Origin of the sequence: Sphingomonas faeni (genome assembly GCF_040407565.1) — a bacterium.
Lineage (GTDB): Bacteria > Pseudomonadota > Alphaproteobacteria > Sphingomonadales > Sphingomonadaceae > Sphingomonas > Sphingomonas faeni_F.
Map to the genome: position 1 here is coordinate 428,641 of NZ_JAPZPR010000001.1, position 24,365 is coordinate 453,005.

The 24,365-nt window shown below is 66.9% G+C and carries 26 protein-coding genes and 1 tRNA gene; 15 read left to right on the plus strand and 12 right to left on the minus strand.

The annotated features are described in order from the left end of the window. Window positions 1-46 precede the first annotated feature (46 nt). From O6Y00_RS01780 to O6Y00_RS01805, 6 genes are all read right to left on the minus strand, one after another. The gene (locus tag O6Y00_RS01780) at window positions 47-2,194 is read right to left on the minus strand and encodes a penicillin acylase family protein (protein WP_353440940.1); all 2,148 of its coding nucleotides are present in this window, start codon (window positions 2,192-2,194) and stop codon (window positions 47-49) included. Between the two features lie 164 nt (window positions 2,195-2,358). Continuing rightward, entirely contained in the window at window positions 2,359-3,882 is a 1,524-nt protein-coding gene (locus O6Y00_RS01785; protein WP_353440941.1) for a L,D-transpeptidase family protein, read from the minus strand. Between the two features lie 185 nt (window positions 3,883-4,067). Next, window positions 4,068-4,143 (minus strand) — tRNA-Thr (locus O6Y00_RS01790). A 32-nt stretch (window positions 4,144-4,175) separates the two neighbouring features. Continuing rightward, on the minus strand, window positions 4,176-5,051 hold the full coding sequence (locus O6Y00_RS01795; protein ID WP_353440942.1) for a hypothetical protein: 876 nt from the start codon (window positions 5,049-5,051) through the stop codon (window positions 4,176-4,178). After that, window positions 5,035-5,376: an MmcQ/YjbR family DNA-binding protein gene (locus tag O6Y00_RS01800; protein WP_353440943.1), complete on the minus strand. Its 342-nt coding sequence runs from the start codon at window positions 5,374-5,376 to the stop codon at window positions 5,035-5,037. Before O6Y00_RS01800 ends, O6Y00_RS01795 begins: the two co-directional genes overlap by 17 nt. Next, window positions 5,373-6,692 carry a replication-associated recombination protein A gene (locus O6Y00_RS01805; RefSeq protein ID WP_353441387.1) on the minus strand — a complete coding sequence of 440 codons (1,320 nt, stop codon included), beginning with the start codon at window positions 6,690-6,692 and terminating at the stop codon, window positions 5,373-5,375. Before O6Y00_RS01805 ends, O6Y00_RS01800 begins: the two co-directional genes overlap by 4 nt. 321 nt (window positions 6,693-7,013) lie before the next feature. Here O6Y00_RS01805 and O6Y00_RS01810 point away from each other — a divergent pair, with 321 nt between their 5' ends. Further along, on the plus strand, window positions 7,014-7,607 hold the full coding sequence (locus tag O6Y00_RS01810) for a PadR family transcriptional regulator (RefSeq protein WP_353440944.1): 594 nt from the start codon (window positions 7,014-7,016) through the stop codon (window positions 7,605-7,607). After that, window positions 7,604-7,894, plus strand: a complete 291-nt coding sequence (locus O6Y00_RS01815; protein ID WP_056486225.1) for a DUF2218 domain-containing protein — start codon at window positions 7,604-7,606, stop codon at window positions 7,892-7,894. Before O6Y00_RS01810 ends, O6Y00_RS01815 begins: the two co-directional genes overlap by 4 nt. 155 nt (window positions 7,895-8,049) lie before the next feature. Here the strand turns inward: O6Y00_RS01815 and O6Y00_RS01820 are convergent, their stop codons facing one another. Beyond that, a complete protein-coding gene (locus tag O6Y00_RS01820) occupies window positions 8,050-9,201 on the minus strand; it encodes a glycosyltransferase family 4 protein (RefSeq protein WP_353440945.1) in 1,152 nt (383 codons plus the stop codon). Between the two features lie 103 nt (window positions 9,202-9,304). Here O6Y00_RS01820 and radA point away from each other — a divergent pair, with 103 nt between their 5' ends. The 7 genes from radA (at window position 9,305) to O6Y00_RS01855 (ending at window position 15,411) form a co-directional block, all read left to right on the plus strand. Beyond that, window positions 9,305-10,675: a DNA repair protein RadA gene (radA, locus tag O6Y00_RS01825; protein WP_353440946.1), complete on the plus strand. Its 1,371-nt coding sequence runs from the start codon at window positions 9,305-9,307 to the stop codon at window positions 10,673-10,675. A gap of 202 nt (window positions 10,676-10,877) precedes the next feature. After that, a complete protein-coding gene (locus tag O6Y00_RS01830; RefSeq protein WP_353440947.1) occupies window positions 10,878-11,666 on the plus strand; it encodes a hypothetical protein in 789 nt (262 codons plus the stop codon). After that, window positions 11,663-12,145 carry a hypothetical protein gene (locus O6Y00_RS01835; protein ID WP_353440948.1) on the plus strand — a complete coding sequence of 161 codons (483 nt, stop codon included), beginning with the start codon at window positions 11,663-11,665 and terminating at the stop codon, window positions 12,143-12,145. The genes O6Y00_RS01830 and O6Y00_RS01835 overlap by 4 nt, the downstream gene beginning before the upstream one ends. Window positions 12,146-12,327: 182 nt before the next feature. After that, the gene (locus O6Y00_RS01840; RefSeq protein WP_353440949.1) at window positions 12,328-12,894 is read left to right on the plus strand and encodes a CvpA family protein; all 567 of its coding nucleotides are present in this window, start codon (window positions 12,328-12,330) and stop codon (window positions 12,892-12,894) included. Further along, window positions 12,891-13,322 (plus strand): iron-sulfur cluster assembly scaffold protein, encoded by a 432-nt coding sequence (locus O6Y00_RS01845; RefSeq protein ID WP_353440950.1) that lies wholly within the window; start codon window positions 12,891-12,893, stop codon window positions 13,320-13,322. Before O6Y00_RS01840 ends, O6Y00_RS01845 begins: the two co-directional genes overlap by 4 nt. Next, window positions 13,322-15,085: a cation:proton antiporter domain-containing protein gene (locus tag O6Y00_RS01850; protein WP_353440951.1), complete on the plus strand. Its 1,764-nt coding sequence runs from the start codon at window positions 13,322-13,324 to the stop codon at window positions 15,083-15,085. Before O6Y00_RS01845 ends, O6Y00_RS01850 begins: the two co-directional genes overlap by 1 nt. After that, the gene (locus O6Y00_RS01855; RefSeq protein WP_353440952.1) at window positions 15,082-15,411 is read left to right on the plus strand and encodes a DUF423 domain-containing protein; all 330 of its coding nucleotides are present in this window, start codon (window positions 15,082-15,084) and stop codon (window positions 15,409-15,411) included. The genes O6Y00_RS01850 and O6Y00_RS01855 overlap by 4 nt, the downstream gene beginning before the upstream one ends. 141 nt (window positions 15,412-15,552) lie before the next feature. Here the strand turns inward: O6Y00_RS01855 and O6Y00_RS01860 are convergent, their stop codons facing one another. From O6Y00_RS01860 to O6Y00_RS01870, 3 genes are read right to left on the minus strand one after another with little or no spacing between them, the layout of a single operon-like run. Next, window positions 15,553-15,693: a DUF2256 domain-containing protein gene (locus O6Y00_RS01860; RefSeq protein WP_082444318.1), complete on the minus strand. Its 141-nt coding sequence runs from the start codon at window positions 15,691-15,693 to the stop codon at window positions 15,553-15,555. Next, the gene (aroB, locus tag O6Y00_RS01865; RefSeq protein ID WP_353440954.1) at window positions 15,693-16,793 is read right to left on the minus strand and encodes a 3-dehydroquinate synthase; all 1,101 of its coding nucleotides are present in this window, start codon (window positions 16,791-16,793) and stop codon (window positions 15,693-15,695) included. The genes O6Y00_RS01860 and aroB overlap by 1 nt, the downstream gene beginning before the upstream one ends. Next, window positions 16,790-17,353: a shikimate kinase gene (locus O6Y00_RS01870; protein WP_353440955.1), complete on the minus strand. Its 564-nt coding sequence runs from the start codon at window positions 17,351-17,353 to the stop codon at window positions 16,790-16,792. The genes aroB and O6Y00_RS01870 overlap by 4 nt, the downstream gene beginning before the upstream one ends. Before the next feature lie 85 nt (window positions 17,354-17,438). On the opposite strand from O6Y00_RS01870, the gene O6Y00_RS01875 reads away from it, so the two are divergent. The 4 genes from O6Y00_RS01875 to O6Y00_RS01890 are packed head-to-tail and all read left to right on the plus strand — an operon-like array spanning window position 17,439 to window position 21,261. Continuing rightward, on the plus strand, window positions 17,439-17,573 hold the full coding sequence (locus O6Y00_RS01875) for a hypothetical protein (protein WP_267904487.1): 135 nt from the start codon (window positions 17,439-17,441) through the stop codon (window positions 17,571-17,573). Further along, on the plus strand, window positions 17,557-19,386 hold the full coding sequence (locus tag O6Y00_RS01880; protein WP_353440956.1) for a hypothetical protein: 1,830 nt from the start codon (window positions 17,557-17,559) through the stop codon (window positions 19,384-19,386). Before O6Y00_RS01875 ends, O6Y00_RS01880 begins: the two co-directional genes overlap by 17 nt. 41 nt (window positions 19,387-19,427) lie before the next feature. Beyond that, window positions 19,428-20,282 carry a tyrosine-type recombinase/integrase gene (locus O6Y00_RS01885; protein WP_353441388.1) on the plus strand — a complete coding sequence of 285 codons (855 nt, stop codon included), beginning with the start codon at window positions 19,428-19,430 and terminating at the stop codon, window positions 20,280-20,282. Window positions 20,283-20,313: 31 nt separating this feature from the next. Beyond that, entirely contained in the window at window positions 20,314-21,261 is a 948-nt protein-coding gene (locus O6Y00_RS01890; RefSeq protein ID WP_353440957.1) for an acetyl-CoA carboxylase carboxyltransferase subunit alpha, read from the plus strand. Window positions 21,262-21,353: 92 nt separating this feature from the next. On the opposite strand, the gene O6Y00_RS01895 is transcribed toward O6Y00_RS01890, so the two are convergent. Together O6Y00_RS01895 and O6Y00_RS01900 are read right to left on the minus strand one after the other, a co-directional pair. Continuing rightward, window positions 21,354-21,521: a Flp family type IVb pilin gene (locus O6Y00_RS01895; protein WP_353440958.1), complete on the minus strand. Its 168-nt coding sequence runs from the start codon at window positions 21,519-21,521 to the stop codon at window positions 21,354-21,356. Between the two features lie 125 nt (window positions 21,522-21,646). Beyond that, complete coding sequence (locus O6Y00_RS01900; RefSeq protein ID WP_353440959.1) at window positions 21,647-21,820, minus strand: Flp family type IVb pilin; 174 nt, start codon at window positions 21,818-21,820, stop codon at window positions 21,647-21,649. Window positions 21,821-21,893: 73 nt separating this feature from the next. Between O6Y00_RS01900 and O6Y00_RS01905 the strand changes: the two genes are divergently transcribed. Both O6Y00_RS01905 and O6Y00_RS01910 read left to right on the plus strand, forming a co-directional pair. Then, a complete protein-coding gene (locus O6Y00_RS01905) occupies window positions 21,894-22,322 on the plus strand; it encodes a (deoxy)nucleoside triphosphate pyrophosphohydrolase (protein ID WP_353440960.1) in 429 nt (142 codons plus the stop codon). 644 nt (window positions 22,323-22,966) lie between these two features. Next, window positions 22,967-24,364 (plus strand): L-serine ammonia-lyase, encoded by a 1,398-nt coding sequence (locus O6Y00_RS01910; protein WP_353441389.1) that lies wholly within the window; start codon window positions 22,967-22,969, stop codon window positions 24,362-24,364. The last annotated feature ends 1 nt before the right edge of the window (window position 24,365 follow it).

Genomic DNA, 24,365 nt, shown 5'->3' on the forward strand with positions numbered 1-24,365 from the left:
CCCCGAAGTCAGCCGGGGAGACGATCGTGAACGGCGCAGCCCGAGGTTAAGGCCGATAGACGCGCTCGACATGGCGGCGCAGTTGCGCCGGTTCGAACCACACGGGCTTGAGCCGATGCCGGACGAACAACGGCGCCTGATCGGCGTAATGCGGGGACGCCGGCCGCGTGATCGCGGCCCCGTATGGCTGGATCGACTGCGAGGCGACACGGCCGGCCTTGTCCCATGCCATGACCATGACGAAGCTGTCGCCGTGGCGGACGACCAGCCGCCCGTCTGGAGCTTCGTCCCACAGCGATGCGGCGCGCAACGTATCGGGACCGCCGTCCATCGGCAGGTCGACGCTCCCCTGGCGCAACCGCAACACGGTACCGAGCGCGGGATCGAGCTTCCCGAAATGCGTCTGGAGATAGGTTGCGGCGTTCTGGAGTTCGTCGCGCGGATCGAGTTCGGCCAGGCGCTGATAGTGCCATTTCTGCCCGGCCCGCATCAAGAGCACGGCCAACGCATCGGCACCGCCGCGCCCGTCGAAATTCCAGTCCCATGTCTTCATGAGCGCCTGCGCCTTCATCAACGTCGCATCGCCGCGCGGGTCTACGGCGGCGATGTCGGCGTACCAGCGGCCCGCCCAGCTCGCGCGGCTGACGCCGGTATCGAACTTGATCCGGTCCAGGTCTGTCGCGCTGATCGACGGGTTGGCGCCCATGAGTTCCAGCGCGCGGCGCCCCCGGTTGGTGGTGTCGGTCTCTATCCCCAGCAACGGCGAATAATCACTTGGGCGCAGTTCGGAGCCGGTCCCCGCCGCCTGGAACGGCGTGTTGTTCGCGTTCATCAGAAAGCCCGAGGCCGGGTTCACGTTCTGCGGTACCCGCGCCCACGGCACCGTTCCCGGTGCGAGATCCCGCGACGTGTCACCCGGCAGAATGTGCCGATAATCATAGCCCGGCTTCCGGTTGGGGAAGCTCGCATTATAGACCAGCGCGATCGTGCCGCCTGCATCGGCGTAGACGAAGTTGGTCGCCGGGATCGCCTGCATCGCGAGCACGCGCCGCCACGCCGCGAAATCGGTCGCATGGCTGAGTCGGTAATATTCCTCGACCATCCGCACCTGATCGGCGCCGGCATAGCGGATCGCATATGAGCCCGCCTTGGTCGCGATCACGGGCCCCTGGACCGCGCGGAGAACGGTCTTGGGAACAGGGAGGACGAACGGGCCCCACAGCTTCACCGGCAGCCAGACGCGCCTCCGCTCGAGCGGGCGCCAAGCGTGGTCGAACCGGTAGCGGGTGCCATCGGTACTGACCACCAGCTTGTAGACGTCGGTCAGGTCGGGCCGGTTGACGGTGTTCGTCCAGCCGAGCGTGCGATTATGTCCGAGCAGGGGGAACGGCGCGCCAGGAAAGGTCGCCCCCGCGAAATTCCAGCCGGTGCCCGAATGGACGACGAGCTCGTACCAGGCGACGCCGCCGCGCCACGGTTGGTGCGCGTTGGAGATGAGCCGCGTGAAACCATCCGCCGATCGCTTGGGGGCGACCGCGAACGCGTTCGATCCGTTCTGGTTGCCGTGGGGGCCGACCGGACTCAGGTCCGGCGCGTCGGGTTCGGCACCGGCGGTTTCCGGCGGCAGGGGCTTGTCGCCGGACAAGGCCCCCAGCACCTGGTCCAGACCGAAGAAGAACGGCGACCGCAACACGAAGCCGACCGCGACGTCCTTGCCGTCGACGGGAAAGAGCTTGGCGAGCTTCACTTCGCCCGGATGGCGGGCGGCGTAGCGGTTCATGCCCGACGCATAGCCATCGAGCAGCGCCCGCACGTCGGCGGGTTGCTTCAGATAATCGCGATCGACCGTTTCGCGCGCACCGAGCAGATGCAGGACATAATCAGACTTCGCGCCGTCCTGACCGGAGATCGCGCCAAGCCGGCCCCGCGTCATGGCCAGCACATCCTGCAGCGTCGAGAAATCGTCCTCGGCATGCGCGTAGGCGATCCCGTATCCGACATCGGCATCGGTCTTGCCGAAGATATGCGGCACCCCGAACGTGTCGCGCGCGATCACGCTGTCGTATCGCTGCGGCGGTGGCCCCGGCGAGGACGTGGCCAGCAGCGGCTCCCATGTCGCGAGCCCGATCGCGGCGAGCAGCAGCAATCCCAGCAGTCCGATCGAAGCTTTCCGCGCGACGCCACCATAGGTCATCGTCCGACTTGTATCCGGGTTCGCGACAGATGCCAGTGCCCACCGCTGATTCATGTCGTAATGCGCTGTGATCGATCGGGTATTTCGGGAAATTGGCGCTGCCCCTCGCTAATTCCCTCCCCGTGACCCCCGGTCGGGACGCCGCTACTCCGGCAGAATCGGCGTTACGGACCGACGTCTATCGCCAGCGCTTCCGCCCGGCGTGCCGACGCCTTGGCAAAACCCAGCTGCTCGGCAACCGCATCGTTCCAGCCGTAGGGATCGGTCCGGAATGCGACCGTACCATCTTCGCCGACATAGACATTGTGGTACAGAAGCCGGACCGGAATACGGTTCGGCAACGGCACGAAGGTCGTCTCGCCGCTCGCCTGCGCGGCCTGCCATGCGTCGGCAACGCCTTCGTCGTCCGCCAGCATCTGAGCAAAGCCAAGTGCGTCCTCGACGCGAACGCACCCGTGGCTCAGATGGCGCTGGCTGCGGTCGAACAAGGCCGGCGCAGAGGTGTCGTGCAGATAGATCGCCTGATCGTTGGCCATGTCGAACTTGACGAGGCCCAGCGCATTGTCGGGGCCCGGTTGCTGGACGATCCAACCGTCGCGCAGGACCATGTTGTGCGCCTGCAGGTAGGCGTCGTCGACGTTCGCCATCTCGCCGTTCTGGATAGATTTCGGCACGGTCCAGGTCGGATTGGCGACCAGCCTGAAGATCGGCGAGCCGAGCGCCGGCGTCTCGTGTCCGGGTTCACCGACCACCACCTTGCGCTCGTCCGCCATCGTGCCGTTGCGATAATAGCGCAACTGTGCCGCCGCGGTGTTGACGTCGATCCGCGTCGCGGGCGGCGTACGCGCGAGCCAGCGGCGCCGTTCGAGCGCCACGGCAAGCGCCCGCGCCCGATCGCCGGCACCGAGGTTGAGGACCTTGAGCGTCTCCGGACCGACCACGCCATCCGCGGCGATACCGTAGTCCTTCTGCAGACCCTTCAGCGCGTCGGCCAGGGCTTGCGTGTAGATCAGGGGTTGGGGCGATGGCGACACCGAGGCCTGCGCTGCATCTGCTGAAGTAGCGGCCGTGGTCGCGGGCAGGTACCCGCTTTCCATCAGTTGGTCCGCGATCACGGCGACGCGCGCATCGCGATCGCCGACCCGGATGAGGCCGCCCGCGATCGGCGATACCGGCCCCGCCGCCGCGGCCGCCCGGCTCAGGCGCACATACGCGTCCGACAAGGTGCGATATTCCGCGTCTTGCGGCGCCAGGGACTGCAGCCATTCGTCCAGTCGCCCGGTCGCAAGCGCGCCGCCGAGCCCGGCGACCACATCGGTCTTCGGGCGGGGGACGGTGTAGACCTCGTGCAGCGACGCCGGATCGACCCGCCCGTTGGCGAGCGCCTCGGCATAGTCAAGCGCGGCCTGCGAGCGCGCTACGTCCATCGCCGCCGCGCTCGCCCCAGGTGATGCCGCGATCTCGAACGTGAGGCGATCGAGACCGTGACGACCTCGGTCCGCCAGCGCGGATTCCAGCGCCGCCGTGCTATCGGCCGACCAGAGCGCCCGCCATTTCGACTTGGCGTAGAGCGTCCGGAGGCCGGGGTTCGTAACGTCGCGTTGGTCGATCGCGACTACGGTATCCGCCGGTCGCGCGACAGTTCCGATCGTTGCGGTTTGGGCTTGGGCGGTCCCGGTCGACAACATGATCAGCAGGGGAAACGCACGGACGGACAATATTCTTGGTGTCATGCTCGCCTAACGAGTGAATGCGCCATCGGGGTCAGCGCGAACGACGCGCCGCCTCGGAAATATTCCCTCACCCCGGTTTCGGCGAGCGCAGCGTGACGATCGCCCGGCAACGCCGCGCAGTTTCAACTGCAGGTTCAGGGTGGTGCCGGTTGCAGGAATCGAACCCGCGACATCCAGTTTACAAAACTGGCGCTCTACCAACTGAGCTAAACCGGCCCGGTGCGCGTCGGGCGTGATCGCCCAATGCTTCAAGATACGCCGAAGGTCCAGCCCTCGGTGCGTGCAATATGCGGCGTCATCGTGGTTGGTGTCCAGAGTTCCGGGCGGTGTGCGTTCGCGCGCAACCAGGCGGCGGTGAGGATCGCGTCGGTGGCGTGATCGTCGTAGCGCGCGAGCGGTGCGTGCGTCTCGCTGCCGATCGCGGCCAGCGCCGCGTCGAGCGCGCTGGCGTCGCGGATCTTGCTGAGCCCCTTGCGGATGCCGGCGGCGCGTGCGGCGATCGTGGTGTAGATCTCCACGATCAGCGGACCATGCGACGGCACCGGATCGAACGGCCATACCGGCACGTGGCCGGCTAGCCTGTGCAGCACGCGCATGCCGGTCAGGCTCGACTTGCCGACCTGCGCCGCGCCGACGAGATTGAGATTGCTGGTCGGGCTGAGCCCTTGCCGGCGCTGTTCCTCCTCGGTCGAGCGGAGGCGGCCGGACCCTTCGAAGAACTCGCCCTTGCGTCCGCCGTGACGCCGCAGATGCCGCGCGACCTCGTCATGGTCGACGAAGCTGCTCGCCCCCAGATGCGGATCGTCCGCGCAGATCCGCTCGACCAGCGCCCAGAGCGCGCGGGCATCGGCCGGACTTTCCGCCCACCCCGGAAAGAAGGCGCTGCAATCGACGAATGGCAGCGACGGCCCGAGATCGAGCCCGACCAGCGTATCCGGCGGCATCGCATTCGCCAGCCAGTCGAGCGCGGCGGTGCGCGACCAGCCGTCTTCGGCTGCGACCAGCGTCGGCGCAGCGGATCCACGCGCGCAGATCGCTACGGCGATCCCGGATTGCCGGGGACCGACCGCGCCCGACCAGTCGATCGCGGCGAAATAGCTAAAGCGGTCAGGGGCGATCGCCATACGCCTTCCGCTGCTTGGCCGATGCCTGATCCCACCGCGCGCGGGCGATCACGCGGGCAACGCGCTCGGCATCATGCGCGCCGTAGCGGACCAGCAGGCCGGGCCAGGTCTCGTAATGCGCCGTCTGCCAGAAACTGTCGGGATCGGTCGCGATCAGGACGGCCTTCTCGTCATGCGGGCTGCGGACGTGGAAGCTGCCATCGACATGGCCGGCGCTGACGAACATTTTCCCGCGAGTCTTGATCGCGGGCTGGCCGTAGGAGGTCGACGCCTCGGTCTCGGGCAGCGACAGCGCATACTCAGCGACCGCAGCCCAATCCTTCACGACCTCTTTTCCGCGCGCAGGCCGTCCCAATAGGCGAGTCGTTCCGAGAGGCGCTTCTCGAAGCCGCGTTCGGTCGGGGTATAGAAGGTCTGCGGGCTCATCTCGTCTGGCCAGTAATCCGATCCGGAGAACGCATCCTCCGCGTCGTGATCATAGGCATAGCCCTTGCCGTAGCCGATATCGCGCATGAGCTTGGTCGGTGCGTTGCGGATCGACGCTGGCGGCATCAGCGAGCCCGTCTCGCGCGCCGATTTCCATGCCGCCTTCTGCGCCTTGTAGACCGCGTTCGATTTGGGCGCGGTGGCGAGATAGACGCACGCCTGCGCGATCGCGAGTTCGCCTTCGGGGCTGCCGAGAAAGTCGTAGGTGTCCTTCGCGGCGATGCACTGGACCAGCGCCTGCGGGTCGGCGAGCCCGATATCCTCGACCGCGGCACGCGTCAGGCGACGGAGCAGGAACAGCGGTTCCTCGCCCGCCGTGAGCATCCGCGCGAGATAATAGAGTGCAGCCTGAGGGTCCGACCCGCGGATCGATTTGTGGAGCGCGGAGATGAGGTTGTAATGCCCCTCGCGATCCTTGTCGTACACCGCGACGCGGCGTTGCAGGAAGTTCGAGAGACCTGCGGGGTCGAGCGGCTCTGGCAGGTTGACCGAGAACAGCGTCTCCGCCTGGTTGAGCAGGAAGCGGCCGTCGCCATCCGCGCTGGCGATCAGCGCATCCTTGGCGGGCGGGGTGAGGGGCAGGGGACGCTCCATCTCCGTCTCGGCGCGGTCGAGCAGCTGTTCGAGCGCGCCGCGACCGAGGCGTTCGAGGATCAGCACCTGTGCGCGGCTGAGCAAGGCGGCGTTGAGTTCGAACGAGGGGTTCTCGGTGGTCGCGCCGACCAAGGTCACCGTGCCGTCCTCGACATAGGGCAGGAAGCCGTCCTGTTGCGCGCGGTTGAAGCGGTGTATCTCGTCCACGAACAACAAGGTGCGCTTGCCGATATTGGCGTGCTCGCGTGCTTCGGCGAACGACTTCTTGAGATCCGCGACGCCCGAGAACACCGCGGAGATCGCGACGAACCGCAGGTCGACCGCGTCGGCGAGCAAGCGCGCGATCGTCGTCTTGCCGGTGCCGGGCGGGCCCCACAGGATGATCGAGGACAGGCGGCCGGCCGAAACCATCCTGCCGATCGCGCCTTCGGGGCCGGTGATGTGATCCTGCCCGACCACCTCGTCCAGCGTGCGCGGGCGCAGGCGGTCGGCGAGCGGCGCGTTTTCGGGATGCGTTTCGGTGGGGGCGGCGGGTTCGAAGCCCGCGAAGAGATCGGCCATCCCGGCAAGATAGGGGCGGGGGGCCGGTTTGCCCATCCGTCCGCCATCCAAGCGCGCTCGCCATTCTTAGACGTAACGTCCTCCTCACAAGCATCGTCGTCGTCACAAGCATCGTCAGCGTCACATGCATCGTCATCCCCGCGCAGGCGGGGATCCATATTGGCTGACGGCAATGCAACTCGCGTGGTCCGAGGGTCTGGGTCCCCGCCTCCGCGGGGATGACAGAGGGAGGAAACATGAAATTTGCCGGCACCTCTTGAACTCGAAACAGTCTGCGATATATCGCAACTCATGAATGAAGATATATCGGATAACACTCAAATGCGTTTTGGTATGGGATATGGAGCCTGGACCGGTGGCCCGCGGGCCGATGGCGAAGGCCGGGGTCGGCCGGGTCACGAAGGTCATGGTCGACACGGCCACGGACACGGACGCGGCGGCCCTGGTGGTCGGCGGCGGCTGTTCGATGGCGGCGAGCTGAAGCTCGTCATGCTGAAGCTGATCGCGGACGCACCGCGGCACGGCTACGACTTGATCCGCGAGATCGAGGGTCTGACCGGGGGCGGCTATGCACCGAGCCCGGGCGTCGTCTATCCGACGCTCAGCATGCTCGACGAGATGGGGCTGATCGAGGAGCAGCAGTCGGAAGGCGCGAAGAAGCGCTTTGCGGCGAGCGACGAGGGGCGCGCGCATCTGGCCGAGAATGCGGTCGTGGTGGACGGGCTGTTCGCGCGGCTGGCCGCGGTCGGGGCGGAGTCCGAGCGGACCGATGGCGCGCCGATCCGGCGGGCGATGGGTAATCTGCGGCACGTGCTCCAGCACCGGCTGATGCGCGAGGACGTCAACGAGGATACGCTGCACGAAGTCGCGGCGTTGCTCGACGAGGCCGCGCAGAAGATCGAGCGGCTCAAGTGAGCGTCTCGGTCGCGCGCGTGCCGACGCATTCGGCGAGCAAGTATCTCCAGCAGCTCGCCAAGCACTGGAGTCACAAGATGGAGGTCACCTTCTCGGAGGAAGAGGGCCGCATCGCCTTCCCGAACGGCGCCGTGCTGGAGATGCGCGCGGACAGCGAAACGCTCGATGTCGCGCTGACCGTACCTGAGGGTGAGGACGTCGACCGGATGCGCGAGGTGGTATCGAGCCATCTAGACCGCTTCGCCTTCCGCGAGGCACCGCTGACGTTCGACTGGGCGACGGCTTGAATCAATCCTCCCCCGCCAGGGGGAGGTGGCAGGCGGCAGCCTGACGGAGGGGGAGGTAAGCGAAACCGCTGTTTCGTATCCTCCCCCTCCGTCGCCTTCGGTGACACCTCCCCCTTGCGGGGGAGGATCGCCCGGCCGGTACGCTGAATCCCGGCCTAAGCCCCCCGCCGCGCCATCACCTGGAGATACGTATCCAGCACGGTCTGGTTGATCGTATCCCAAAGATACCCGGCAGCCTTGTCGTGCCCGGCCCACCCCATAGTCTCGCGCAGGCCCGGCTCCGAAACGATCCGCCCGATCGCATCCGCATACCCGCCGATATCCGTCGGCGGCACCAGGAACCCCGTCACGCCATCGTCGACCAGTCCGACCGCACCCGAAGCGCGCGCTGCGACCACCGGCACACCTGCCGCCATGGCTTCCAGCGTCACGTTGCCGAACGTCTCGGTCACGCTCGGATTGAAGAACACGTCCATCGACGCGACTGCGCGGCCGAGATCGTCGCCAGACTGAAACCCCGCGAACACCGCACCCGGCACCCGGCTCGCAAACCATTCGCGCGCCGGCCCCTTGCCGATCACCAGCACCTTGTGGGGCACGCCGCGCTGCTCCAGCTCGCGGATCACGTCGGCGAAGACGTCGAGCCCCTTTTCCTTCACCAGTCGCCCAAGAAACCCGACCGCAACCTCGCCGTCCGCTATCCCGTGCGCACGTCGCCATTCGAGATCGCGGCGTGTCGGCGTGAAGCGATCGTGGTTCACGCCGCGCGACCAGATCGCGGTCGGCGTCGTCACGCCCCAGTCGCGCACGATCTCCGCCATGCCGCGCCCCGGCACCAGCACTTCGTCGACCCGGTTGTAAAAGCGCGTGAGGATCCTCACCATCACGGGCTCGAAGAACGCCATCTTGTAGTAGCGGAAATACGTCTCGAACCGGGTGTGAAACGACGCGATCGTCGTGAGACCACGGCGACGGCCATAGCTGACCGCGCGGTGACCCAGGAAATCGGGCGCGGATACGTGGATGATGTTCGGCGCGAACGCGTCCAGGTCGCGCCGGATTGCGGCCGGCAGCCCGCGTGCCATCTTGTACTCGCCGCGTCCCGCAGGCAGCGGCAGCGATGGTACGGAAACCAGATCGCCAATCGGCGGGAATGCGGGATGTGTATTCGTTGGCGAATAGACGCGGACCGTCACGCCCTTCGATAGCAGGTGGCCGACAAGCAAGTTCAGCGTCTGGTTCGCGCCGTCACGAACATAGTTATAGTTGCCGCTGAACAGGGCAACGCGCAGGTCGGTGGCATTCATCGTCGCGCGGATAACGCCGCGCGCCGCCAAGCGCCACTAAATCCGCAACTTGTCTCGCGCACCAGTCATTGATGTTCCCGTATCGTTCTCGTACATCAGCGGCATGGCAAAACCCCAGAAGCGTTACGTATGTCAGGCCTGCGGATCGGTGTCGCACCGCTGGGCCGGGCAATGCGCCGATTGCAGCGAGTGGAACACGCTGGTCGAGGAGGCGAACACCGCCGCCACCCCGTTCCATTCGAAGCATAATCTGCAGACCGGTGGCCGCGCGATCCATCTCGTCGGGCTCGATGCCGAGATCAAGCTGCCCGACCGTATGGCGACCGGGATCGCGGAACTCGATCGTGCGCTGGGGGGCGGGTTCGTCGAGGGCTCGGCGACGCTGATCGGCGGCGATCCCGGGATCGGCAAGTCGACGCTGCTGTTGCAGGCGGCGGCGAAGATGGCGCTGGCGGGACAGTCGGTCGCGTATGTCTCCGGCGAGGAAGCGGCGGATCAGGTCCGTCTGCGCGCGCGGCGGCTAGGCCTCGGAAACGCGCCGGTGCAGCTCGCAGCGGCGACCTCGACGCGCGACATCCTGACGACGTTGCAGACGCGGCCACCAGCGATGCTCGTGATCGATTCGATCCAGACGATGCACTCCGACCTGATCGAAGGTGCGCCCGGCACCGTCAGCCAGGTGCGCGCGTCGGCGCAGGAACTGATCCGGTTCGCCAAGGAGCGCGGGACCGCCGTCGTTCTGGTCGGGCACGTCACCAAGGACGGCTCGATCGCGGGCCCGCGCGTGCTCGAGCATATGGTCGACACGGTGCTGTCGTTCGAGGGTGAGCGCAGCCACCAGTACCGCATCCTCCGCGCGATCAAGAACCGCTTCGGCGGGACCGACGAGATCGGCGTGTTCTCGATGCAGACCGAAGGGCTGGCGGAGGTCGGCAATCCGTCGTCGCTGTTCCTGACGCACCGCGACGATGCGATGACGGGGGCAACGGTGTTTCCGGCGCTGGAGGGGACAAGGCCGGTGCTGGTCGAGATTCAGGCGCTGACTGTGCGGCTTGCATCGGGTGCAACGCCGAGGCGTGCGGTAGTCGGCTGGGATTCGGGGCGTCTGGCGATGATCCTCGCGGTGCTGGAGGCACGGTGCGGGCTGAGCTTCTCGAACGCCGAAGTCTATCTCAACATCGCCGGGGGTTACCGCGTGCAGGACCCGGCGGCCGATCTGGCGGTGGCGGCGGCGCTGATCTCGGCGATGTCGGAGCGCCCGGTGCCGGTCGATGCGGTGGCGTTCGGCGAAGTCGCGCTGTCGGGGGAAATCCGTCCCGTCGCGCACGGCGCGCTGCGGTTGAAGGAAGCGAGCAAGCTCGGCTTCGAACGCGCATTGGTGCCAGCCTCGATGACCGGGGAAAAGAGCGGCATGACGCTGTCGGGCTTCAAGACGCTCACCTCGTTCGTCGATCACATGATGGGGCGGGGGTGACGGCGGGTCGTGCCTCATGCCGATCGGTTCCGGTCTTTACCTCAAGCGGGCAAAGCGGCTGTCAGGTGCCTGATCGGCGGCGACGGGCATCGGTTCGTCACACACGATAGCCCGACCGTGGCCAAGCTACCGGCAACAGATTCGTTTGCGTAGTGATAGCCGTGCTGCAATATGTCTGCGCGTTACGGTTGAGAGCTGGAACATGACGTACGCCGTATATTTCGTGGGGTCTCCGCGCCGGCCGGAAATACGGCACGACAACGGCTTCCTCGGCCGCTTCCCGCCGCGCAGTCCAACACCTGCGGACCGTCGGCATTACGCGACCTGGCAGGGCCGACTCGAGCTTGCCGAAGCAGCGCAAGGCGTGCCGTTCGCGCCTAAGAACGACATTCCCGACGCACTGGCGGCCTATCGACATTTCCTTACCGGACGGGGGGCCGCGCGAACCTTCAGCTACGAACGCTACGTGGCGAACGACGCCTCGGGCCGGACCACGCTCCGGTCGGCAATCCTCGAAGCGATGGCCGCGGCGTACGATCTCCATCGCGCCGGGGCGGCGGCCGACGGCGGCAGCTTCAGTTTTACCGGGAGCGCGATCGGCTGCGGCGGCACGACCGGTGGTTTTCCCTACCCCGCGACGGAGAACTGGCAAAAGGCGATCGGCGCTCATTCGATCTGGATCAGCGGCGATGTCGCGGTGGAGCCGGACGTTAAGTCGGGCACGCCGCATTTCACGCTGACACTCGTCATCCACGCCGAGGATCGCTACAACTTCAATCCCGGTGCAGCCGATATCGCCACCGGCATACCCGATGACGAAAATGGCGTGTTCGAGATAACCGGGCTGGCGAAGCAATACATGAACGCCGCAACCCTTACCCGACGTGTCGCATGGTCGGGCCCGCCTACAACCTCGTTCACGGTATCCATGGTCCCCGTTTTACGGCAGCGGCACCCCGCCGATAACCGGCGGCTGAGGAACAAGCTGTGAACGCGCTTGCGCGCGTAGTGGTCATGGGCGTGCTGGCCATGATAAGTGCAGTCAGCTGTTCAGGGAGCAAGGCAGACATGGTTGAAGGACCGCAGACCGACATTGCCACCTTGCGCAAATTCGTGACGCTGCAACCCACACCGATCGAAGCGAAATGGTCGGTTGCCAAGATCGGCACGGACGCCGTTCCCGGGCCTTCGGACACGACGATTTGGGCGGTGGTGCGTTATTCGGAGGCGGATTTCACCGCGGTTTCGCGCGCGCTGCGAGCAGACGACGCGGGCCGGCCGATCACGGTGAGCGCGCCGCCAGCCTGGCTGTTGGCCGACGTGAACCTCGCCAGGTTCAGGCACGGATCGGACTATGTCTTCGAGCATCCCGTCTCCGCCGGGAGGCCGTTCGCCTCCGACCTCTACTCGACCGGATTCGCGCTGATCCTGCCGGACCACCGCGTCCTGGTTCACTTCTCGTCGACGTAACGCGTCCGACGCCGACGCCGCTTGCCGCGTTATCCCTGCGACGTCGGGAGCCAAGACCTCGCAAGGCCGGCACGCGCGGACCGTCGGTACGGCGCCCCGTCTGCGCCAAATGACGACGGCGGATACGGCCGAAACATCACTCGCACTAGCGGTTCGCGCCGCGCGTCCCTATTCCAGACGGCATGAACCTGACCGCCTTAGACATCGTCGTCCTGATTGCCGTCGCCGGCTCCGCGGTGCTCGGGTTGGTACGCGGGTTCGTGACCGAAGTGCTGTCGATGTTCGCCTGGGTGGCGATGGTGGCGATGCTCAAGCTGTTCCACATCCCGCTCGCTGCCGCCCTATCGCCGATGATCGGCACGGTCGGTGGGGCAGCCGTGCTCGCGTTCGCGATCATTACCGGCGTGACCTATATCGGCGGTCGACTGGTCGCCAACGCCATCGGTGCGCGGACGCGGACCTCGATCCTCGGCCCGGTCGACCGTGCGCTTGGGTTCGGGTTCGGGGCTTTGAAGGGCCTGATCCTCGCCAGCCTCGTCTTCCTGCTCGCCACGCTCGTCCTCGACACGATGGGCGGCGGACGCTCGCATCGTCCAACCTGGATGACGGGATCGCGCACCTACCCGCTGCTCAACGCCACCAGCGCCAGCATTGCCGATTTCGTCGACCGTCGTCGTCGCGGCAAACCCGTCTTTGGCGCGAGCACGCCGCCTTCCCCTTCCGATAACGCAAGCGAGCCGACGACATGAGCGCGCCCCTCTACAATGCCGAGATCCTGCGCCTCGCCGCGACGATCCCGCACCACGAACGCCTGCTCGAGCCGATGGCGACCGCGGAGAAGCGCTCGCCGATCTGCGGAAGCCGCGTGACGATCGATGTCGCGGTCGACGATGAGGGCAAAGTCAGCGAGATCGGCCTGCTGGTCCGTGCCTGTGCGCTTGGCCAGGCTTCGTCGTCGCTGCTGGCGTCGAACATCCTCGGCCGCACCCCCGCGGAACTCGCCGCAGCCCGCGACGCGTTGACGGCATGGCTTGCACGCGAGGGCGATGCGCCCGATTGGCCGGGGATGGATATCTTTACCCCCGCGCTCGACTATACCGCGCGCCACCCCTCGATCCGGCTGGCGTTCGAAGCGGCGGCCGAAGCTGCCGATACCGCTGCAAAGGCGAAAGTCTGATGGCAGAGGGCACGTCGCCGTCGCTGCTCCGCGACGGCGTCGTACTGCTCGGGTTCGGGCTGATGTTCGTGCTGCTGTTCCGGCGTCTCGGGCTAGGTGCGACGCTGGGGTATCTGGTCGCGGGCGCGGTCGTCGGGCCGCATGTGCTCGGCCTAGTCGGCGATGCTGAGTCGAAGCTCGGGTTCGCGGAACTCGGCATCACGCTGCTGCTGTTCATCGTCGGCCTCGAATTGAACCCGTCACGCCTGTGGAAGATGAAGGAGGAAATCTTCGGTCTCGGCCTGCTCCAGGTCGCGATTTGCGGCCTCGCGATCACCGCGATCGTCTGGGTCGGCGCGAAGTTCTCGCTCCCCGCCGCGCTCGCGCTCGGCCTGCCGCTCGCGCTGTCGTCGACCGCGCAGGTGCTGCCGATGCTGCGCTCGTCGGGGCGGATGCGGACGCCGTTCGGCGAGCGGGCCTTCTCGATCCTGCTGTTTCAGGACCTCTCGATCGTACCCTTGATCACGATCGTCGCGGCGATGAGCCGCAATCCCGCGGACGCCAACGCACCTCCCGGCTGGCTGCTCGCGATCTACACCGTGCTCGCGGTGGTCGGGCTCGTCGTCGCAGGGCGCTTCCTGTTGCGCCCGTTCTTCCGGCTGATCGGCAATCTGGGCGAGCGCGAGATGTTCGTGTTTGCCGGCCTCTTTACGGTCATTGCCAGCGCCGCGATCATGGAATGGCTCGGGCTGTCGACCGCGCTCGGCGCGTTCATCGCCGGCGTGATGCTCGCGGACAGCCCGTATCGGCATGAACTCGAAGCAGACGTTGAGCCGTTCCGCTCGATCCTGCTCGGGTTGTTTTTTCTCGCGGTCGGCATGGTGCTCGACTTGGGCGCGATCGCCGAACGCCCGCTCTTCGTGATGGCGATGGCGGCCGCGCTGATCGCGACCAAGACCAGTGTCATCATGCTGATCGGCATGGCGTTCAAGATGACGTGGCGGCAGGCGTTCGCGCTCGGCCTGTTGCTCAGCCAGGGCGGCGAGTTCGGCTTCGTGCTGTTCGCGCAGGCGCAGGCAGGGCTGCTGATCGAACCGCAGGCGGCCAGCCTGTTCGGCGCGATCATCACGCTGTCGATGGCGACGACGCCGTTCCTGATGGGGATCACGCGGCGCTTCCGGACTGAGCCGATCGCCGAGGGGCAGGAGCGCGATGGCCCCAAGGTCGACGGCGCGAATGCGATCATCGTCGGCTATGGGCGGTTTGGCCAGACGGTCGGCCAGATGCTGCTCGCGCAGGATATCCCGGTCACGCTGATCGACACCGATATCGAGATGATCGACATCGCCGGCGAGTTCGGCGCGAAGGTCTATTACGGCGACGGCACGCGGCTCGACCTGTTGCGGCAAGCGGGCGCGTCGGAGGCGGAGATCATCTGCTTCTGCATGGACGGCGACCAACTCGATCCCGACACGATCGAGGGCGTGCACGAGGCGTTCCCGGACGCCGCGATCTATGTCCGCGCGTTCGATCGCCGCGCGCTGGTGAAGCTGAAGAACACGTCGGCGACCGCGGTTGTGCGCGAAGTGATGGAGTCCGCGGTGAAGATGGCGCGCCTGGTCATGCGCGGGCTCGAGATCGCACCGGCCGATATCGATCGCGCGGAGGAGCAATACCGCGCGCGGGACAAGGAGCGGTTGCAGTTGCAGATCGATTCCGGCGACATGCGCGCGGCGCGGGCCGAGACCGCGAAACGCTTTCCCTGGGGGAATGATACGCAATGATTATTGCCATTCTTGCCGCTCTGTCAGGCGCGATCGCGGTCGCGGCTGGGGCTTTCGGGGCGCATGGCGCGAGTGGGTCGGCGGCGGAGTGGTTGAAGACCGGCGCGCAGTATCAGCTCGTCCACGTCGTCGCGGCACTGGTCGCGATCCGGATGGAGGCGCGGGGGCCGGCTTGGTTGTTCGTGGTTGGCGCCGCGATTTTTGCGCTGACCCTGTACGCGATGGCGCTGGGCGCGCCGCGCTGGTTCGGAGCGATCACGCCGATCGGTGGCGCACTGTTGATCGGAGGCTGGTTGTGGCTGGCTTGGAGCGCGGCTCGCCCCTGACCTCCGTAATCCTCCCCCGCCAGGGGGAGGTGTCACCGCAGGTGACGGAGGGGGAGGAACGCGCAACAGCAGTTTTCACTTGCCTCCCCCTCCGTCTGGCAAGGGCCAGCCACCTCCCCCTTGCGGGGGAGGATCGAAGAATCATCGCTTCTTCCGGCACGCATCGGAGCAGTAGATCACGCTGTCCCAGTCGCGCGCCCATTTCTTCCGCCACGTGAACGGCCGCTCGCACGCTGGGCAAACCTTGGTCGGCAGGTTCTGCTTGGCGACACCGTTCGGCATCAGCGGGGCTGCGCGTCGAGGAAGGTCTCGACGTCGGCGAGGTCGACGGTCTTGTCGAGATACGTCTGGCCGATCCCCCGCGCGAGCAGGAAGGGCAGGGTGCCCGCCGCCATTTTCTTGTCATGGCGCATATGATCGACAAGCCGCGCACCGCTCGCGCCGATCTTCGTAGCCGCCAGACTATCCGGCAGCCCGACGTCCCGCCAATGCGCCGCTACGCGCTCGGCATCCTGACCCGAGCAGATGCCCTGCGATGCCGAGAACCCGAAGGCGAGCGAACAGCCTGCCGCGACGCCCTCGCCGTGGATCAACGCCTGCGAGAACCCGGTCTCCGCTTCCAGTGCATGCCCGAATGTGTGCCCGAGATTGAGCAGGGCCCGCGTTCCGTTAGTCTCATGTTCGTCCGCCGCGACGATCCGCGCCTTGGCTGAAACGCTGTGCGCGATCGCGTATTCGCGCAGGCCTATGTCGCCCGCGAGTAACGCGGCGCCATTCGCCTCGCACCATTCGAAGAACGCGAAGTCGTCGATCAGGCCGTATTTCACGACCTCGGCATAGCCCGCGCGGAGTTCGCGGATCGGCAGCGTGTCGAGCACCTGCGGGTCGATCAGCACCATCACCGGCTGATGGAACGCGCCGATCAAATTCTTGCCGGCCTTCGTGTTGATCGCGGTCTTGCCGCCGACCGAGCTGTCGACCTGCGCGAGCAGGCTCGTCGGGATCTGGACGAAGTTACACCCGCGCTTGAGGATCGAGCAGGCGAACCCGACCAGGTCCCCCATCACGCCGCCACCCAGCGCCACGACGTGATCGCCGCGCTCGACGCCGAGTTCGAGCAACCGGTCGCACAGCATCTCCAGCGTCGCCCAGCTCTTGCTGCCCTCGCCGGGTGCCAGAACGATCGCCTCGGATGCAATCCCCGCAGCGGTCAGCGAGGTCTGCAACGTCGCGAGGTGAAACGACAAATTCTCGTCGGTGACGATCGCCACCCGCCGGCCCTTCGCGAGCGGCGCAAGGAACTCGCCAGCCCGCGCGAGAATGCCAGCTTCGATATGGATCGGATAGGTCCGCGCACCCAGTTCAACGATAACGGTCTTCATCGGCCAAGCGCTCTCAGGATAGCGGCGACGGTCGCTTCGTGCGGCGTCTTGTTGCTGACAATATGGATGTGCGCCTGCGCGTAGATCGGGTTGCGCACGCGCGCCAGTTCGGCGAGCACTTTCCCCGCGTCGCGGTTACGCAGCAAAGGCCGCGTGTCGCGCCGGCCCACGCGCTCGACCAGGATGTCGGGGTGCGCGCTAAGCCACACCGACACCGCATCGCGCAGGATCAGCGCCCGCGTGTCGTCGTTGATGAACGCGCCGCCGCCGGTCGCGATGATCTTGGGCGTGCCGTCGATCAGCCGCGCGATCACGCGGCGCTCGCCATCGCGGAAATAGTCCTCACCGTATTTGGCGAAGATCTCGGCGACGCTCATGCCCGACGCGGCCTCGATCTCGTGATCGGCATCGACGAACGGCAGGTTCATGCGCAGCGCGAGACGGCGGCCGACGGTGGTCTTGCCGACGCCCATCAGCCCGACGAGCACGATCGGGCGATCGATCGGGGCGGGGCGGCGGCCGCCGGCAGGTCCGCCTGAAGGGTTGTGGCTTTGCAACATCGTAGCCCGCGCTATACAGCGGCTCCGCGCGAGGGCAAAAGCTCTTGGCGCCCGGTTTGTTCTATTCACTGCAAGGTTACGTCGTATGTCCCGTTTCATCGTTTCGGTCGTCGTCGTTCTTGTGGTCGTGGTCGGCGGCCTGTTCCTGCTGGCCGGTCGCGCGACCGAGCGTCCGCAGAGCCGCGTCGAGAAGGCCGTGACGCTTGCGAACCTCTCTTAAGGCCACACTGACGGCGGCGGTTGCCGTCGGAGCGCTGGGAGCGCTGGCCCCGGCAATCGGCCAGGATCGTCCCGAATCGATCCTGCCGCCGGGCTTCGGCGAACCGACCCCCGCGCCGGCTCCCGCTGTGCCGCGCCCGACGACGCCTGCGTCGGGTCCGCAACCGGCGCGCCCGACGACGTCACCGTCGCAAGCGCTGCCGCCGAGCGCGATGATCCAGCCGCTGCCGTCGGCGACGCCCGACGGGGTGCCGACCCCGACGCCGGTCGCCACCCCGGCGGCGATCGACCCGACCGTGCTCGCGCGGTACGAGATGCCCGAATCCGCGCGGCGTTCGCTCGAGACGGTCGGACCGGTCACCGCGAGTGAGGGCGGGCTGGAAACGGATGCGTTCGGCGAGGCCGATGGCCAGTATGTCGAGACGCTGATGCGCCGGCTGACCGCGCCTCTGCCGTCGCGCTGGATGTCGATCCTGCTGCGGCGCGCGCTGGTGTCGCGGGTCGATACACCCAGCCACACCAACGGCGCGGATTTCGCCGCCGAGCGAGCCTGGCTGTTGCTGCGGATGGGCGAATCGGTCTCCGCGCGCGCGGTCGTGCAGGGCGTCGATACCGACAATTACACGCCGAAGCTCTATCAGGTCGCGATGAACGCCTCGCTCGCGACCGGCGATCCGGCTGGGCTCTGCCCGCTGGTGACGGGGGCGATGCGGTACGCTCCGGCGCGCGGCTGGACGATGGCGCAGGCGATGTGTGCGGGTCTGTCGGGCAACCCGGCGCAGGCGAGTCCGCTGATCGCGACCGCCAAGCGCCGCAATGTCGCGAGCGGCGTCGATCTGCTGCTCGCGCAGAAGGTGGTCGGCGCCGGCGCACAGGGTCGCCAGGCCGTCACGATCGAGTGGGACGGCGTCGATCAGCTGACCGCGTGGCGGTTCGGGCTGGCGATGGCGACCGGAGTAGCCGTACCCGACGAACTCTATGCGAGCGCGGGCCGGCAGGTGAAATACTGGCAGGCCCTGTCGCCATCGGTGACGCTCGGCGATCGGCTGGCGCCTGCCGAGGCGGCGGCCGCACAGGGGGTGCTCTCCAGCGCCGCGCTGGTCGATCTCTACGCCGCCGCGGCGGAGGACGAGGACACGTCGAGCGCGGTGAGCGCCACCGCCAACGATCTTCAGACCGCTTATGCCGATCGCAACGCCGAGGCCCGTATGACTGCGCTTCGCCAGCTCTGGGGCGGTCCGGCGGCCAGACCCGCCTATGCGCGGCTGGTGCTCACCGCGCGCGCGGCGGCCCGGATGAATCCTGCTACGGGCAAGGACGAGGCCGATCATCTGGTCGCCGCGATGCTGGCCGCGGGGCTCGATCGCACGGCGGCACGGTGGCTCGGCACGGTTCCTGCCGGCGGCGACGCGTGGGCGATGATCATGCTCAGCGATCCCGACGCCTATCGGCGGATGAGCTATGCCGATCTCGCCGCCTATTCGGGCGGCGAGGGCGATTCAGCGCTGAAGCAACGCATGCTGTTCGCGGGACTCGCCGGGCTCGGTCGCCTTGCTTCTGGTGACATAGAACGCGCAGCGGCGGCGCTCGACGTGCGGATCGGCGCGGCGAATGCCTGGACGCGCGCGCTCGATCGCGCCGCGCGGACCGGGCAGTCGGGCACCGTGGTGCTGCTCGCCGCTGTCGGCATGCAGGCGTCGGGTTGGAAGGACATACCCCCTGAGGCGCTGTACCGGATCGTCGGCGCGTTGCGCGCGGTCGGGCTCGATGGCGACGCCCGCATGCTCGCGGCCGAGGCGATCGCGCGCGCGTGAGCCATGCTGGCGATCGCGCGCTGATCGATCGGTTCCTGGAAATGATGACTGCGGAAGCCGGGGCGGCGGCCAATACCGTCGCCGCGTATCGGAGCGATCTGACGCTTGCGTCGCAAATCCTCGATGGGGGTCTGGTCGAGGCGGATGCGGACGCGCTGGCGATTCTTGCCAATGGCTGGTCCGCGCTGTCGCGATCGACCGTCGGGCGTAAGTCGGCGTCGCTCCGGCGTTTCTTCGCGTTCCTGGCCGATGAACGCCACCGCGCCGACGATCCGGGGCAGGCGCTTCCGCGTCCAGGCACCGCGCGCGCGCTGCCCAGGATCCTCAGCCATGCCGATGTCGACCGCCTCTTCGCCGAAATCGCGACGCGCGCGGCGCGCGATCCGCTCGATCCCAACGACCTGCGGCTGTCCGCACTGTTCGAACTCCTATATGGCTCGGGCCTGCGCGCGACCGAACTGGTGAGCCTGCCGCGCAACGCGGTCCACCCCGACCGGCCCTTCCTGATCCTACGCGGCAAGGGCGGGCGCGAGCGGCTCGTTCCGATCTCCGATCGCGCACGCGCGGCGGTGGCGGTCTGGCGGACGCACGTCGCGGCGGATCGGCTCTGGCTGTTTCCGTCCGGCAAGAGTCATCTCTCGCGCATCCGCCTGTACCAGATCGTGAAGGCGCTCGCTGCCGAGGCCGGTATCCCGCCCGACCGAGTCAGCCCGCACGTCCTGCGCCACGCCTTCGCCACGCATCTGCTGGCGGGGGGGGCAGATTTGCGCGCGCTCCAGTCGATGCTCGGCCATGCCGATATCGCCACGACGGAAATCTACACGCACGTCGATTCGAGCCGGCTCGTCGAACTCGTCAACACGCGTCATCCGCTGTCAGACCTGCCGCCGCGTTGACGCGAGCCCGCCCGCACCGTAACCGCCGCCTATGCCAAGCTTCCTCGACTTCGAGAAACCGATCGCCGAACTTCAGGGCCGGATCGACGAACTCCGCGACACCGCCGCCGAAGGCAGCGTCGACCTTGCCGCCGACATCGCCCGTCTGCAGGCCAAGTCCGACAAGCTGCTGAAGGATACCTTCGCGCGGCTGACACCGTGGCAGAAGACGCAGGTCGCGCGTCACCCGGAGCGTCCGCATTTCAAGGATTACGTCGCCGCGCTGTTCGACGAGTTCGTACCGCTCGCGGGCGACCGCGCATTCGGTGACGACCAGGCTATCCTCGGCGGCTTCGCAACCTTCCGCGGGCGGAAAATCATGGTGCTCGGCCACGAGAAGGGCGACGACACCGCGAGCCGCCTTCGCCACAATTTCGGGATGGGCAAGCCCGAGGGCTATCGCAAGGCGATCCGCCTGGTCGAACTCGCCAACCGGTTCGGCCTGCCGATCGTGACGCTGGTCGACACCTCGGGCGCATTTCCCGGCATCCAGGCCGAAGAGCGCGGCCAGGCCGAGGCTATCGCCCGTTCGACCGAAGCGTGCCTCAACGCCGGCGTGCCGATCGTCGCGGCGATCGTCGGCGAGGGGGGCTCGGGCGGCGCGGTCGCGCTCGCGGCGGGTAATCGCGTGCTGATGTTCGAACACGCGGTCTATTCGGTGATCAGCCCAGAAGGCTGCGCCTCGATCCTGTGGCGCACGGCAGACAAGGCGCCCGAGGCTGCCGAAGCGATGCGCATCACCGCGCAGGACCTGAAGGCGTTCGGGGTGATCGACGGTATCGTTGCGGAGCCGCTGGGTGGCGCACACCGCGATCGGGCGCGCGCGATCGAGTCGCTTGGGGCAGCGTTGGACGAGTCGCTCGCGGCGCTCGTGGCGTTGTCGCCGGCGGATCTGCGCAAGGATCGTCAGGCTAAGTTTCTCAAAATGGGTCGCCTGTAAAATCCCGTTCTACTGCGGGCACGAAAAAGGGCGGCGAAACCGGAGTTTCGCCGCCCTGTCGTCACGTTGCGCGCCTTGCGGCGCGCTAACGATCAGCCGGCCTTCATCTGCGAGCTGACGTTGTTGAACGTCTTGTTCAGGCTGGTGCCCAGGCCCTGCATTGCGGCGATAGCGGCAACGGCGATCAGCGCGGCGATCAGGCCGTACTCGATTGCGGTTGCGCCCTTGGAATTCTTGAAAAAGTTGCGAATCGTCTTCATTCCGGTCTCCATCATTGGATTGCTTCAGTGTCACCCGGCTGGACCGGACGGGCCGGATCAGCAGTTCGACGTTTAGAAGCGGTGAGTTGAGAAAGGTTTAAGGGCCACGCGGTTTATCGATATGTTCAGCGTGCGGCGGCGACCTTGTCATTGACGTTGCCCCACATCCCCACCGTCGTGTTGGCGAGTGCGGTCAGGCCGACGATCAGCGCCAGCACCACGAGCGCGATGATGAGACCGTATTCGATCGCGGTCGCGCCGCGCGTGTCGCGCCAGACACGAAAGATCGTTCGGGACATCGTTCTGGCGACCGTGGTCGTCACGGAAAATTTTGGCCTCATGGCCGGCACTCTAGTCGGGCGGAATTAAAGAATGACCAACGATCGAACCATTCCGGCCGCGCCCCTGCTGCTACCCGTCGTGGCGGCGGCGCTGGTCGACCTGGAGGGCCGCGTGCTGCTCCAGCAGCGTCCGGAGGGCAAGTCGCTGGCGGGATTGTGGGAGTTTCCGGGCGGCAAGGTCGAACCTGGCGAGACTCCCGAGGCCGCGTTGATCAGGGAGCTCGGCGAGGAACTCGCGATCGCGGTCCCGCATGCCTGTCTCGCGCCTGCTGCGTTCGCGAGCGCGCCGCTGGGCGACCGCCACCTGTTGTTGCTGCTCTATATCACGCGCAAATGGAGCGGCGTACCCCGCGCGATCGAGGCAACCGCGTTGCGGTGGGTTCGGCCGGCGGACATGCATGCCTTGCCGATGCCGCCCGCCGACCGCCCCCTGATCGGCCTGCTGGACGCGCTGATCTGAGCCGCGACGCGGACCGCCGAGAGGACTGCGCCGAGCACTGCGCCGAGTACCGGGATGACGATCGGATCATGTCACAGGGGCCGCCAGGGATTGCGCCCGTTCTGCAGCGTCGCGGGTTGATGAGGGGGTATGTCGGTTTGCCAATCCATGCGGCTCGTCACCCAGGCGAGCCGGCATACTTCATGTTCAAATATTCACTTGATCCAATCCGTTATGGGGTGCATGCCGCCTGAGCCTAGCGTACGTCCCAAGACCGTACCGAGGTGCTGGACTGCGGCTCGCACGCGTTATTCCCTTTTCTCGCGCGAGCCGTTTCGGCACCCCCGCCCGCCGGAAAGTCTGCAGCAACGCCCGACGTCCAGTCCGCACGAATTCGCTTCTGCACGATGATCAGGATCACGCCTGCGTCGCGTCGGGATCGCGCCCGGATCGCGCCCGGATCGCGCCCGGATCGCGCCCGGATCGCGCCCGGATCGCGCAATGTGCATGCGGTCTTCGAACGATGTGGCTAAGAGCATCGTCATGATCGCCGATGGTATGAAAGACATGAGCCCGATGGACGTTTTCGCGAGGCGCGCCGGCGCGGGCGCTGCGGTCGTCCACCATGATGCCCAACCAAGCACGGGTGCCTCCGCGTGACTCCGTTGACGCTCGATCGTGCGGACGAACAAACGCGTGCCCGCCCCGATTGCCATCAGGCGATCAGCATACTCGACCTGTTCACGATCGGGATTGGGCCGTCGAGTTCGCATACCGTCGGGCCGATGCGTGCGGCGTGGTTGTTCGCGGATCTGGTCGCCGACGATAAGCCGGTGGCGGTGCGCGTCGACCTGTACGGTTCGCTGGCGCTGACCGGGCGCGGGCATGCGACCGACAGTGCGGTTATGTTGGGCCTGAGTGGCGCGCAGCCCGAGACGATCGATCCCGACCTGATCCCGGTGCGGCTGGCGGCGATCCGGTCGAGCGGACGGCTGATGCTGGCGGAGCGGGTCGAGATCGGGTTTGAGGAGAGCCAGCACCTCCTATTTCATTCGAAGACGTTCCTGCCGGGGCATCCCAACGCGGTGACCTTCACCGCGTCGTTCGGTGACGGACACAGCGTCGAGCGGACCTATTTCTCGATCGGTGGCGGGGCGATCGTCGAGGCGGGGTCGGGGCCGGTCAAGGCCAACATCCTATTGCCGCGGCCGTTTTCGTCGGGGGCGGGGCTGCTCGCGACCGGCGATGCGACGGGGATGACGATCGCCGATATCGTCCGCGAGAACGAGATCGCTTGGCGGCCGGAGAGCGAGACCGATGCGTTCCTCGATGCCGTCCGCGCGGCCATGTTCGCTTCGATCGATCGCGGGTGTCGGCAGGGCGGTATCCTGCCGGGTGGGCTGAAGGTGCCGCGTCGGGCGAAGGCGCTGTTCGAGGGGTTGCAGGCGCGCGATACCGCGGCCGATCCCTCCGCGGTGTTCGAGTGGGTGAGCCTGTACGCGCTGGCGGTGAACGAGGAGAATGCCGCGGGGGGCCGCGTCGTGACCGCGCCGACCAATGGCGCGGCGGGCGTGTTGCCGGCGGTGCTGCGGTTTTACGAGACGTTTACGAAGGGCCCGACGGCGAAGGGCGCGCACGACTTCCTGCTGACCGCGGCCGCAATCGGGTTCCTCTACAAGAAGCGCGCGTCGATCTCGGCGGCGGAGATGGGGTGCCAGGGCGAGGTCGGCGTCGCGTGCTCGATGGCGGCGGGGGCGCTGGTCGCGGCGCTGGGCGGGACCAATGCGCAGATCGAGAATGCGGCCGAGATCGGCATGGAGCACAACCTCGGCCTGACCTGCGATCCAATCGGCGGGCTGGTCCAGATTCCCTGCATCGAGCGTAATACGATGGGCGCGATCAAGGCGATCAACGCCGCGTATCTGGCGCTGCGCGGGGACGGTCGCCATATCGTCAGCCTCGATGCGGTGATCGAGACGATGCGCCAGACCGGTGAGGACATGCGCTCGCAATATAAGGAGACGTCGCTTGGTGGCCTGGCCGTCAACGTCGTCGAATGCTGAA